Source organism: Bradyrhizobium genomosp. III, from assembly GCF_000261705.1.
Lineage (GTDB): Bacteria > Pseudomonadota > Alphaproteobacteria > Rhizobiales > Xanthobacteraceae > Bradyrhizobium > Bradyrhizobium ottawaense.
In genome coordinates, this window is sequence record NZ_AJQF01000235.1 from 1 (window position 1) to 12,997 (window position 12,997).

The window sequence follows — 12,997 nt, forward strand, 5'->3', positions numbered from 1 at the left end:
ACGCGCTTGTTGAGGGCTTCATCGAGCGCGGTGCCGATCCGCCCCAGGATCCGGTTGCGGATCATGTCGAGCACACCCTGCGCCATGTAGAGGAAGCTGGCGAGGATGATCAGGCCGACCAGGGTCGGGACGCTGCGGCTCGGCAGCACCCGGTCGTAAACCTCCAGCATGAATATCGACCCGGTCAGATAGAGCAGGTTGATCATGCAGCTCATCAAGCCGACGCCGATGAACGCCGTGCGACAAGCGCGTAAGGCGTCACCGAGCTCTGAACGGCGGACGCCAGGACCGGCTGCCATCAGTCTGATCTCTTTCAGGTGGGGGCCAAGGCCCCTGATTTCACGAGCAATTCAGGGTACTCGCCCCGGATTAACATCATGTTCGCCCTGCGTCCAACGCAGCCGGGTTCATCCAAAACCCTGATGGCCCACATCTACCCCTGATGGCCCCGCACGCAAGTCCGGTATTTCACAGTCTTTGCGGCTTTTTGGTGCAGTGGCCGCCGCCCCTCCCGGTCCTGGAGAGGCGGCTAGTTCCGATCGATCGAACCGGGCGGCTGCTAGAACCGGCCGCCGCCCCGCACCAGCCGTACCACCAGCAGCAGGATGACCGCGCCGATGGCGGAATAGACGATCTCGGATACCAGGCCCGTGCCGAGGCGAATGCCGAGCTTCGGAAACAGGAAGCTCGCCACCAGCGCACCGGCGATGCCGACCACGATGTCGCCGATGATCCCGAACCCCGTTCCGCGCACCACCTTGCCGGCGAGCCAGCCGGCCACCAGCCCGACGAACAGGATGACGAGCAGGCCTTCGTTTGAAATGTGCATAAATCTGGTCCCTCTGCATGAACGGCCGCATGGAACGGGAACCGGGATGAATGGCGTCTGAATGCTAGTCGCTTCACCCGCCTTCGACAAAAATGTCGAAAACAACCCCATGCAAAGTAGAACGGCTTCTGCCTGCGGTCGCCGGTGAACTGTGACAACTCGGTGTTGCCGTAGAGGAATTTCAAAGGAAGGAGCGCTGCTGCAGCGCCGTTCAAATATTATGACACCGCCGCCGTCTGCTCCGCCAGCACACATCGCGCCGCCCGGCCCGGCCCGACCGCCACATTGGCAGGCAATTGCGCCAGGCAACGGGGCTGCGCCACGGCGCAGCGCGGGGCGAAGGAGCAGTTGTGGGGTTTCTCGGTCAGCGAAGGCGGCGTGCCGGGGATGGTTTCGAGGCGGGCGCCACGCTTGGCGCCGTGAATAGTCGAGGCGAGCAGGCCCTTGGCATAGGGATGCACCGGGCTGCGGACGATGTCGCGAAGCGTGCCCTGCTCCACGATCTGGCCGGCATACATCACCGCGACACGGTCGCAGATCTCGATGGCGACGCCGATGTCGTGGGTGACGAAGATGACGGACATGCCGAACTCGCGCTGCAGCTCGCGCAGCAAGAGCAGGATCTGGATCTGCACGGTGGCATCGAGCGCGGTGGTCGGCTCATCCGCGAGCAGGATTTTTGGCCGGCACGCCAGCGCCAGCGCGATCATGGCGCGCTGACGCATGCCGCCGGACATCTCGTGCGGATAGGCGTCGAGCCGGCGTTTTGCGGAGGGAATGCGCACGACCTCGAGCATTTCGAGTGCGCGTGCCCTGCCCTCCGCGTAGCTTTTGCCCTCGTGGCGCACGACGCTTTCGGCGATCTGCGCCCCGATGGTGTAGACCGGATCCAGCGCCAATGCCGGCTCCTGGAAGATCATCGACACGGTCTGGCCGCGGAAGGACGACAGCTCCTCGTCGTTCATGGCGAGCACGTCGCGGCCCATGACGTTGACGGTGCCCGAAATCTGCGTGCGCTTCTTCGGCAGCAGCCGCATCAGCGCACGCAGGGTCACGCTCTTTCCCGAACCGGACTCGCCGAGCAGGCCCAACACCTCACTGTTGCCCAGCGAGAGACTGAGATCGTTCACGGCGTAGACCGTGCGCTCCCCGGTGAAGCGGATGTTGAGGCCCGAGATGTCGACGAGGTTGGTCATGACGGCAGTTTCGGCAATCGATCGTGATAATCGGTGACGCGCTGGAAGGCCGCGCCGATGGTGAGCAGGGTCGCTTCGTCGAAGGAGCGGCCGATCAGCTGCATGCCGACCGGCAGGCCGCTTTTCGTGAAGCCCGAGGGCACGGTGAGCGACGGCAGGCCGAGGAAGTTCACCGGGCGGGTGAACAGCGTCAGCCGCTGCACCATGGCCGGTGCGTTCGGCCCGCCCCCGACATCGCTCTCCTCGATCGTCGGCGCCGGCACCGGCGAGGCCGGCGCGATCACGGCATCGACGTCCGAGGTCGCCGCGTTGTGCGCGGCCAGCGCCGGGCCGCGCCAGCGCATCGCTTCCAGATATGTGATGGCTGGAACGGCGAGACCGTTCTGCAGTCGCATCAGGACTTGCGGGCCATAGTCCTGCGGACGCTCGATCATCCAGCGCTTGTGGAAGGCGGCAGCTTCGGCGGCGAGCACGAGCTGGCTCGCCGAGGACAATTGCCGCTGGTCCGGCAGCTCGACCGTGACGATGTCCGCGCCCTCACGCTTGAGCACGGCGATGGTCTCGTCCAGCACGCGCGCGACCTCGCTGTCGAGATCGTCGACATAGAACGAGGCGGGTACGCCGATCTTGAGGCCCTTCAGCGAGCCCTTGGTGGCGCCGACATAGTCCGATAGCGGCTCGTGGCTGCAGGTCGAGTCCGCAGGGTCCGCCCCAGCCATCAGCGCCAGCAGCAGCGCGCAATCCTCGGCGGTGCGGGCAAGCGGGCCGACGGTGTCGAGCGACTGCGACAACGGCATCGCGCCGGCCCGGCTGACGCGACCGACGGTGGTCTTCAACCCCGTGACGCCGCAGAAATGCGCGGGCATCCGGATGGAGCCGCCGGTGTCCGAGCCCAGCGCCCCATAGGTCAGCCGCGCCGCGACCGCCGAGCCGGAGCCCGACGACGAGCCGCCGGTGATGTGCGCGACGTTCCAGGGATTGCGCACCGGGCCGTAATGGGCGTTGTGCCCGGTCGGACCATAGGCGAATTCGGCCAGATGCAGCGTGCCGAGCCTGATCTGGCCGGCATCCTTGAGCCGCTGCAACGCCGTGGAGGTCACGGTCGGCACGAAATCACGACGGATCAGCGAGCCGCAGGTCGCGACGTGGCCTGCATCGTAATACATGTCCTTGTGCGCGAGCGGCACGCCGTGCAGCGGACCACGGACATTGCCCTTGGCGAGATCGGAATCGGCGGCCTCCGCCGCATGCAGTGCAGCCTCCGCCTCGACCGACATGAAGGCGTTGAGATGCGGCTGCCACTGCGCAATGCGGTGCAACAGCGCGCGCGTCACCTCATGCGAGGACACCTGCTTCATCGCGATCGCGCGCGCGACCTCGGTGAGCGTCATCAATGCAGGCTCAGTGCTCATTTCGACACCTTCTGCGTCTGCACGGTCGGATAGAGCGCGGGCTCGAGGTCGAACGGCAGCGTGCCGGCGATGGCCGCGAAGCCTTCGAAGGCAGGTCCGATGGAATTGGAGATGCGCGTCGCGATCTCGTCGTCCACGGGGACGCCGGCAACCAGCGCAATCGGCTTGATCTCTTTCGGTGTCGGTCTCGTCATGCGGTCTTCTCCCTGGGCGCGCGGCTATGGCCAGAACCCGGAATCGCCATGTAGCATGCGGCCTCGTGGCCCATATTATCCAGCGCGGTGAGCTTTGGTGTCGCATTTGCGCAGAGCGGCTCCGCAAACGGGCAACGGGTGTGGAAGCGGCAGCCCGGGGGCGGATCAATCGGGTTGGGCGGATCACCGGTGATTGGCGGTTGCTCGGTGCGCCTGTCGGGGTCCGACGACGGCATCGCCGCCAGGAGTGCGCGCGTGTAGGGATGCGCAGGGTTGTCCCAGACCTGGTCGACCGGGCCGAGCTCGACGACCTCGCCGAGATACATCACCAGCACGCGGTCCGAAATGTAGCGGACGACGTTGAGGTCGTGGCTGATGAAGAGATAGGTCAGCCCGAACTCGCGCTTGAGATCGGCGAGCAGGTTGAGCACCTGCGCCTCGACGGATTTGTCGAGCGCGGAGACCGCTTCGTCCAAAATCACAAGTCGCGGCGACAGCGCCAGCGCGCGCGCGATGTTGACGCGCTGGCGCTGGCCGCCGGAGATCTCGTGCGGATAGCGGTTGGCGAAGTTCTCCGGGCGCAAGCCCACCTTGCCGAGCAGCTCGCGCGCCAATGCGCGTGCCGCGCCATCGCCCATGCCGTGCACCTTCGGGCCAAAGGCGATCGATTCCTCGATCGTCAGGCGCGGATTGAGCGAAGCATAGGAGTCCTGGAACACCATCTGCATGCCGCGGCGCAATTCGCGCAAGCTCAGCGACTGGCCGACGGTCATGCCGTCATAGATGATGTCGCCGGTGTCGCGCGGCATCAGATGCATCAGCAGGCGCGCGGTGGTGGACTTGCCGCAGCCGGACTCGCCGACGATGCCGACGGTCTCGCCCTTGGCGACGGCGAAGGAGACGTTGTCGACGGCGCGCACGGTGCGCTTCGCGGCAAACAATCCACCGCGAACGGGAAAGTGCTTTGTCAGTCCGTTGACCTGAAGCAACGGCTGCGCGACGCCGCCACGGTCTTCGACCGGCTCGAGCATTTCGACGGATGTGTTGCTCTCGCTCATGGCTAGTTCCTGATGTCCATGGCGCTCCGCAGGCCGTCCGAGAGCAGGTTGAAGCAGATCGAGACGGCGAAGATCATCGCGCCCGGCAATGCGGCGACCCAGGGATTGACGTAGATCGCGGTACGCAAGGTGTTGAGCATCAGCCCCCATTCCGGCTCCGGCGGCTTGGTGCCGAGGCCGAGGAAGGAAAGACCGGCGGCCAGGATCATCGAGACCGAAATCAGGCTCGTCGCATAGACGAAGATCGCGCCGAGCACATTGCCGAGGATGTGCACGCGCATGATGGTGAAGGGCCCGGCGCCGGAGGCGCGCGCGGCCTCGACGAAGTCCATGTTGCGCACGCCGGTGGTGACGCTTTCGGCGACGCGGGTGATCTGCGGCACGAACACGACCGTCAACGACACGATGGAATTGAGGATGCCGGCGCCCAGCGCGCCGGAGATCGCGATCGCCAGCAGCACGGAGGGAAAGGCGTAGAACACGTCGATCGTGCGCATGATCGCAGTGTTGAGCTTGCCGCCGACATAGCCGGCGACGAGGCCCAGCGAGGTGCCGATGCAGAACGCGAGGATCACGGGCAGGATGCCGATGACCAGCGACAGCCGCCCGCCGTAGATCAGCCGTGCCAGCATGTCGCGGCCGAGCTCGTCGGTGCCGAGCGGATAGCCAGCGGTGCCGATGTGGCGCAGGCGGCGGATCATGGAGCCCTTGTAGGGATCTTCCAGACCCAGCCACGGTGCGAGGATCGCGGACAGGAAGATCAGCAGCAGCACCAGCGCGCATGCCATGCTGACCTTGTCACGCCGGATGCGGCGGCCGACGGTCGCCCAATAACCGCGCGCCTTGGTGGCGGGTGCGGCCTGCAGCGCGGCATCGGCGGTGGCAGACAACGGAAGCTCGCTCATCGCCGCAATTTCCATCGTCGTCCCGGCGAAAGCCGGGACCCATAGCCACGAAATGTAATTTGGCGAAGACTCGTAGTGGCCGTCTCGTCCCACAACCGCTTACCGGGGTTATGGGTCCCGGCCTTCGCCGGGACGACACTGAGTGTGTGGCACCTCATCCCACTAGCCCCGCTTGATGCGCGGATCGATCGCGGCTTGCGCGATGTCGACCATGAGATTGAGGAAGACGAAGAACAGCGCCAGGATCAGGATCGTGCCCTGCAGCAGCGGCAAATCACGCTGGAAGATCGCCGAGTTGAGCAGGAAGCCCGAGCCCGGCCAGGAGAACACGGTCTCGATCAGGATCGAGCCGCCGAGCATATAACCGAGTTGAAGCCCCATCACCGCGAGCGCGGTGGGCGCGGCGTTCTTGATGACGTGGCGGAACACGCCGCGCTCATGCAGCCCCTTGGCGCGCAGGGCCTCGACAAAATCCTGGCTCAGGATGTCGCCGGTCAGCGCGCGCACCGTGCGGGTGACGATACCCATGGGAATCACCGATGTCGTGATCGCGGGCAGCACGAGGTATTGCAGGTGCGCCCAGTCCCAGGCCCAGGTGGCGGAGCCGCCGGGCCCGGCGCCGACCGCGGGCAGCCAGTTCAGCTGCACCGAGAAGATGATGACGAGCACCATGCCGAGCCAGTAATGCGGCACGGATACGCCCGCGATGGCAAAGGACGTCGCGAGCTTGTCGATCCAGGTCTCGCGGAAATAGCCGGCGATCAGGCCGAGCAGGATGCCCATGGTGAAGCCGATGATCGCGGCGGCAATCGCCAGCGTGACGGTGTTGCTGACCGCGCGCATGACCTCGGCGAGCACGGGGCGCCCCGTCGCAATGGAATTGCCGAGATCGCCGTGCAGCGCGCGCATCAGCCACAAGCCGAACTGCACCGGCAGCGGGCGGTCAAAACCATAGGCGGTACGCAGCTGCGCGGCGAGCTCCTGCGAGGCATCGGCCGGCAGCACCGCGACCAGCGGATCGCCCGGCGTGATGTGCACGAGCAGGAAACACACCAGCGCGACGCTGATGACGATCGGGACGACGTAGACGATGCGTCTGGCGATATAGGCGAGCACTGGTCTTCTTTCTTCCTTCTCCCCTTGTGGAAGAAGGTGGCGCGAAGCGCCGGATGAGGGGTATCTATCCGCGGATACAGCATTATCGAATGAGCGAGAGGGTCACTCGCGGAGAGAGACCCCTCACCCGGCTTCGCTGTCGCGAAGCCACCCTCTCCCACAAGGGGAGAGGGTGCACTGTTCGTGTGGCGCGAACTACTTCATCGACACCAGCGAGAAGTCGATGAACCAGCTCTTCGGCTGCACCACGCCGGTCACCTTCGGGCTCATCGCGCGGGGGCCGACGTCGTGGGCGACATAGAGGAAGGCGGCATCGTCAACCGAGGCCGCGTGCAGCTCGGCGAGTGCGGCGTCACGCGCGGCGGGATCGAAGGTCTGGCGAGCCTTCTTCACCAGCTCGTCGAACTTGGGATTGTTGATGAAACCCCAATTGTTCGAGACCGGCGGCGCCATGCCCGATTGCAGGAAGCGCACCAGGGCGAAGAACGGATCCATCGCCGCGTAGGTCACGTTGGTCGCGTGCGAACCGTTCGCCGACGGATCCTTGGCGCCCCGGCGCCAGTTCGTGAACAGCGTATTCCATTCGATGACGTCGAGCTGCACATCGAAGTAGCATTCGGCAAGGGCCTGCTGGAGATACTCGTTCATCGGCAAGGGCTGCATCTGGCCCGAACCCGAGGCGGAGGTCTGGGTCTTGACCGTCAGCTTCTTGTTGGGGCCGAAGCCCGCCTCCTGCATCAGCTTCTGCGCAGCCGCCTTGTCATACTTGATCTCGAAGCTCGGCTTGCCGCGCCAGGGATGACCGGGCTCGAAGGTGCCGGTCGCCGGCACCATCAGGCCGGCGAGCAGGCCGTCCTTGAGACCTTCGCGATCGACGCAGAGGTTGGCGGCCTTGCGCACGCGGATGTCGTTCCAGGGCGAGCCCTCGACGCGGGAGAACTGCCACGGCCAGACATGCGGCTGCTCGTTGGCGTAGAGCTTGAAGCCGCGCTGCTTGAGCTCGGGCAGTGCGTCCGGCGCCGGCGCCTCAACCCAGTCGACCTGACCGGAGAGCAGCGCCGCGGTGCGGGCGTTGGCTTCCGGCATCGGCAACAGCACCATCTTGTCGACCTTGGGCACGCGCGCCTTGTCCCAATAGCTCGCGTTCTTGACGAGCTCTAGCCGCTCGCGCGGCGTGAAGCTCGCCATCTTCCACGGGCCGGTGCCTGCAGCGTCCTTGGCAAACGCCGTCCATGCCGCCTGCGACTTGGCCTTGGCGTCGGCGCCTTCGGCCTTGTCATAGAAATGCTGCCACTTCGCCGGGCTCGCCATGAACAAATTGGTGAGGTTGATCGGCAGGAAGCTGTCGGGCTCCTTGGTGGTGAGCTCGACCGTCATGTCGTCGATCTTCTTGGCGGAGGCCAGCGTCGGCATGCGCGAGGCCGTGACGCCGACCTGGCTGGCGTCGAACTGCGGCGCGTCCTGCTTCAACACCTTCTCGACGTTCCACACCACGGCATCCGCGTTGAACGGGGAGCCATCGTGGAAGGTCACGCCAGGGCGCAGCTTGAAAACCCACTTGGTCTTGTCGGCATCGTCGACCTTCCACTCGGTGGCAAGGCCGGGAATCACCACGCTCGCCTTCTCGGCGGAGGACAGGTCCCAGCCGGTCAGCGCGTCGTACATGGTGAGGCCGGTGAAGCGGTTGCCTTCAAAACCCTGATCGGGCTGGCCTAGCGTGCGCGGAATATCGGCAGCGGTCATGCCGATGCGCAGCACGGTTTCGGCACTGGCCTCACGCGGCCATGCAGCCGCCGTCGCTAGAGCGAGCACCGCGATCCATGCCGCGCGCGTGTTCTTCTTAGTAAGCATCGCCTCAATCCCTTTCCGGCTTCGATGACTATTTTTGATGCAATCGTATGCAATGGCTATGCCAAAGAGAAACTTATTCTGCGATTTGGCCCTGCGACGACAAGTCCTTGTAGGTCGCAGGCGGGTCCACGCGCCGCGCTGCCTATTCTGGCATCAAGATTGCAAGTTCGGTCTCGAAATCCCCTGGGAGCTCTGGGCCATGCGTGTTCGTCTATCGATTTGTCTCGCCGTGCTTGCACTGGCGTTGTCCGCAATCTCGGCGCGCGCCGAAACCGTGGTGCGCTACGGCATCTCGATGGCGGACATTCCGCTCACCACGGGTCAGCCCGATCGCGGCGCCGGCGCCTATCAGTTCACGGCCTACACGATCTACGATCCCTTGGTGGCCTGGGAGATGGACGTCGCCGACCGGCCCGGCAAGCTGGTGCCGGGGCTTGCGACCGAGTGGAAGGTCGATGATGCCGACAAGACCAAATGGCGCTTCACGCTGCGCAAGGGCGTGAGGTTTCACGACGGCAGCGAGTTCAACGCCGACGCCGTGATCTGGAATCTGGACAAGGTGCTCAACGACAAGGCGCCGCAATTCGACAAGCGCCAGAGCGCGCAGGTGAAGACCCGCCTCCCCTCCGTTGCGAGCTACGCCAAGATCGACGATTTCACCGTGGAGATCACCACCAAGACGGTCGATTCCTTCTTTCCCTGTCAGATGCTGTGGTTCCTGGTGTCGAGCCCGGCGCAGTACGACAAGCTCGGCAAGGATTGGGACAAGTTCGCGAGCCAGCCCTCCGGCACCGGCCCGTTCAAGCTGACGAAGCTGGTGCCGCGCGAGCTTGCAGAACTCAGCAAGAACCCGGACTACTGGAACAAGAAGCGCATTCCCAAGGCCGACAAGATCGTGCTGGTGCCGATGCCGGAAGCGCTGACCCGCACCAACGCGCTGCTGGCGGGGCAAGTCGATCTGATCGAGACGCCGGCGCCGGATGCCGTGCCGCAGCTGAAAGCCGCCGGCATGAAGCTCGTCGACAACGTCACACCGCATGTCTGGAATTATCATCTCAGCGTGCTGCCGGGCTCGCCCTGGACCGACATCCGCCTGCGCAAGGCGCTGAACCTTGCGATCGACCGCGACGCCGTGGTCGGGCTGATGAATGGCCTCGCCAAGCCTGCCAAGGGACAGGTCGATCCGTCCAGCCCGTGGTTCGGCAAGCCCGGCTTCGAGCTGAAATATGATCCAGCTGCAGCCAAGAAACTGGTCGAGGAAGCCGGCTATTCAAAAGCAAAACCGCTGAAGGCCACCTTCATCATCGCACAGGGCGGCACCGGCCAGATGCTGTCGCTGCCGATGAACGAATTCCTGCAGCAGAGCGTTAAAGAGATCGGCATCGACATCGACTTCAAAGTGGTCGAGCTCGAGACATTGTATACGCATTGGCGCAAGGGCGCGGCCGACGAGATCAACGCCGGCATCACCGCCAACAACATTGCCTATGTCACCTCGGACCCGCTCTACGCGATCGTCCGCTTCTTCCATTCGGGCCAGATCGCGCCTGTGGGGGTCAACTGGGGCGGCTACAAGAACCCGAAGGTGGATGCCCTGATCGACGAGGCCAAGCAGACATTCGATAGCGCCAAACAGGACGAGTTGCTGGCCCAGGCGCACGCGCTGATCGTGGACGACGCCACGCTGGTCTGGGTTGTACACGATACCAACCCGCACGCGCTGTCGCCGAAGATCAAGCAGTTCGTGCAGGCGCAGCATTGGTTTCAGGATCTGACGACGATCGGGATGGAGTGAGCGGCAAACACAGGTGTCGTAGGGTGGGCAAAGCGAAGAGTGCCCACCACCTCGGCATTGCGGAGCAGGATCGTGGGCACGGCGCTAACGCGCCTTTGCCCACCCTACGAGAGTTGATGGACGTCGCTGGCGTTTGAGCCAAGCTGCCGTATCAACCACCACTGTCGTCCCGGGCAAGCGCCAGCGCAGACCCGGGATCCATAACCACAGGGAGTCGTTTGACGAAGACACGTGGTTGCCAATCTCGCGCGGCAACCACTCCCTGGGGTTATGGGTCCCCGCGTTCGCGGGGACGACAGCGAATTTGAGGCGCTGGCAACGCAAACAACGCCTCCCCACTACTTCGTCAGCAGCGCATACGCCCCGCTCCAACCCTCCGGCGGCGGGTTGATCTGAAAATCCCTGATCCTCGCCTCGTAGAGCCTGAACAGCTTTTCCAGCGTGTCGGCATCCTCGCTGCGACGGCCGCGTTCGATCGCATCGAGTGCGCCCTGCCAGTCGCGGCCGCGGTAGCAGCCGAGCATTTCGATGGTGATGTTGCGCAGGCGCTGGAAGGCGCCTGAGTGCATCACGTCCTCGCGCCCGGCGATAGCGTAGATCACCTCCGGCTCGGTCTTGCCCTTGACCATGATGAAGTCGAGCTCGAGGATCGCGAACTTGTCCTTGGCGGCAAGCGCGGTCCTGGATCCGACGATGATCGGGAAGCCGTATTCCTTCGACTGGCCTTCCAGGCGTGAAGCCAGGTTCACGCTGTCGCCGAGCACCGAATAATTCTTCTTCAGGTCCGATCCCATATTGCCGACCACGCCGATGCCGGTGTTGAGGCCGATGCCGACATTGAGCGGAATGTAGACATGGCCGCCGTCGGCGGCTTCCTGCTCGCGCTCCTTGTTGACCGCGTCGATCTGCTCCAGCATCTGGATCGCGGCCTCGCAGGCGTTGACCTCGTGCTCGGCATCGTCGAGCGGCGCGTTCCAGAACGCCATGATGGCGTCGCCCATGTACTTGTCGATGTAGCCCTTCCGCTCGATGATCACGTCGGTGAGCGGCGTCAGGAAGCGGTTCATCAGCGCAATCAGGCCTTGCGGGTCCTGCTTGTAGCTTTCCGAGATCGTGGTGAAGCCGCGCACGTCCGAGAACATGATCGTCATCTCGCGCTCTTCGCCGCCGAGCACGAGCTTTTCCGGCGACTGCGCCAGCTGCTCGACCAGAACCGGCGACATGTATTGCGCGAACTGCCCGCGGATCTGCACGCGCTGGCGCTGCTCGCGCACGAAGCTCGCGAAGATCAGCGTCAGATAGACCGCAGTGGTCGAGAGCAGCGGATAGGTGAAATCGATGAGGTAGCGGTACTGCGCGTAGAAGAACCAGGACACGCCGACCAGGATCGCAGCGAAGGTCGCACCCGCGAGCACGAGGCGCACAGGGCCGAGATTCGGCGTGAAGATGATCACGAGCAGGCCGATGACGAGCGCGGCCAGCAATTCGACGCCGAGCGCATAATTCGGCTGCGAGATCACCGCGCCGCTCAGCACGCTCTCCAGCACCTGGGCGTGGATCTCGACCCCCGGCATGGCCCGTGACACCGGCGTCGTCTTGATGTCGTTCAATCCGCCCGCGGAGGTACCGACCAGCACCAGCTTGCCGGCGAACCTGGAAGGCGGCAGGCTGTTGTCGAGCATGTCGACCGCGGACACGTAGATCGAAGGATCCCGGCGGGCATAGTGCACCCAGAGCTGACCGTTCTTGTCGGTCGGAACTTCCAGGCCCTTGAGGCGGATCGACCTGATACCGGCCTTGTCCGTGCGGACCAGCAGGGTCGGCGTTCCCGTGACGACACGCAGGATCTCGAGGCTGAGCGAGGGCATGATGTTGCCCTGGGCGCGCATGATCATCGGCACGCGGCGGATCAATCCGTCACGCTCGGTCCGGATCGAGAACAGGCCGCGACCGGCCGCGATCTTCTCGATGATCGGCACGTTGCGGAGCAGGCCGGGGAATTCGAACAGGAAGCGCTCGGCGCCCTCCTCCCCGAGCGTGGCCACGCCCGTGAACGGAAGCGATTTATCGAGCTCGGACAGGACCTCTGGAAGCCCGGTTTCTCCCAGCACCACCCGCGAGCGCTTGATCGCGTCGGCGAGGACCTGGTCATTGCTCGGCAGTTCGCGCAGCTTGGCGCGGGTGGCGTCGTCCAGATAGCGCATCTGGCTCGCGACCAGCTCCGGGTTGAGCCGGTCGGGCTCCGAGAACACCACGTCGAAGCCGATCGCCACCGCGCCGCTATCGGTGAGGTTCTGGATCAGGTCGGCGATGCGCGTGCGCGGCCACGGCCACTGCCCGAGCCTGGCGAGGCTCTTGTCGTCGATGTCGACGATGACGACCGGCCGCGATGCCTTGTGGCGCGGGTCGATCAGCTGGAACATGTCGAAGGTGCGCAGCCGCAATTCCTGGATCGGCAGCGGATCCCACAGGCGCGCGCCGGCGAATATGACCAGCAGCGCAAGGCACATCAGCCGCGCAAAGCCCAGCTTCCGTGCAAACCACCGCCGCAGGATCTTGAGACGTTTCATGCTGGTGGAATATCATGCATTGACGATCAATGGCAGCGCCGATCGCAGATACCGACGATCGACGCGCCCAA

The 12,997-nt window shown here is 64.5% G+C and carries 10 protein-coding genes and 1 pseudogene; 1 reads left to right on the plus strand and 10 read right to left on the minus strand.

Annotated elements, in window-relative coordinates; translation table 11 throughout:
• The 9 genes and pseudogenes from IC66_RS42615 to IC66_RS0120595 all read right to left on the minus strand — a co-directional run.
• Positions 1-299, minus strand: a pseudogene (locus IC66_RS42615) (type I secretion system permease/ATPase); the annotation flags it as partial.
• A gap of 260 nt (positions 300-559) precedes the next feature.
• Positions 560-829 (minus strand): GlsB/YeaQ/YmgE family stress response membrane protein, encoded by a 270-nt coding sequence (locus tag IC66_RS0120560; protein WP_028140658.1) that lies wholly within the window; start codon positions 827-829, stop codon positions 560-562.
• 218 nt (positions 830-1,047) lie between these two features.
• Positions 1,048-2,025, minus strand: a complete 978-nt coding sequence (locus tag IC66_RS0120565; RefSeq protein ID WP_038948828.1) for an ABC transporter ATP-binding protein — start codon at positions 2,023-2,025, stop codon at positions 1,048-1,050.
• Complete coding sequence (locus IC66_RS0120570) at positions 2,022-3,437, minus strand: Asp-tRNA(Asn)/Glu-tRNA(Gln) amidotransferase GatCAB subunit A (protein ID WP_038948829.1); 1,416 nt, start codon at positions 3,435-3,437, stop codon at positions 2,022-2,024. The genes IC66_RS0120565 and IC66_RS0120570 overlap by 4 nt, the downstream gene beginning before the upstream one ends.
• Positions 3,434-3,631, minus strand: coding sequence for a hypothetical protein (locus IC66_RS0120575; protein ID WP_038948830.1), 198 nt, complete (start codon positions 3,629-3,631; stop codon positions 3,434-3,436). Before IC66_RS0120575 ends, IC66_RS0120570 begins: the two co-directional genes overlap by 4 nt.
• A complete protein-coding gene (locus tag IC66_RS0120580) occupies positions 3,628-4,689 on the minus strand; it encodes an ABC transporter ATP-binding protein (RefSeq protein WP_028140662.1) in 1,062 nt (353 codons plus the stop codon). Before IC66_RS0120580 ends, IC66_RS0120575 begins: the two co-directional genes overlap by 4 nt.
• 2 nt (positions 4,690-4,691) lie before the next feature.
• Positions 4,692-5,594 (minus strand): ABC transporter permease, encoded by a 903-nt coding sequence (locus IC66_RS0120585; RefSeq protein ID WP_038948831.1) that lies wholly within the window; start codon positions 5,592-5,594, stop codon positions 4,692-4,694.
• A gap of 162 nt (positions 5,595-5,756) precedes the next feature.
• On the minus strand, positions 5,757-6,710 hold the full coding sequence (locus IC66_RS0120590) for an ABC transporter permease (RefSeq protein ID WP_028140664.1): 954 nt from the start codon (positions 6,708-6,710) through the stop codon (positions 5,757-5,759).
• A gap of 195 nt (positions 6,711-6,905) precedes the next feature.
• Entirely contained in the window at positions 6,906-8,561 is a 1,656-nt protein-coding gene (locus IC66_RS0120595) for an ABC transporter substrate-binding protein (protein WP_038948833.1), read from the minus strand.
• A gap of 199 nt (positions 8,562-8,760) precedes the next feature.
• Between IC66_RS0120595 and IC66_RS0120600 the strand changes: the two genes are divergently transcribed.
• Positions 8,761-10,356 carry an ABC transporter substrate-binding protein gene (locus IC66_RS0120600; protein ID WP_038948834.1) on the plus strand — a complete coding sequence of 532 codons (1,596 nt, stop codon included), beginning with the start codon at positions 8,761-8,763 and terminating at the stop codon, positions 10,354-10,356.
• Between the two features lie 338 nt (positions 10,357-10,694).
• On the opposite strand, the gene IC66_RS0120605 is transcribed toward IC66_RS0120600, so the two are convergent.
• Positions 10,695-12,926, minus strand: coding sequence for a CHASE2 domain-containing protein (locus IC66_RS0120605; protein ID WP_038948835.1), 2,232 nt, complete (start codon positions 12,924-12,926; stop codon positions 10,695-10,697).
• Between the last annotated feature and the right edge of the window lie 71 nt (positions 12,927-12,997).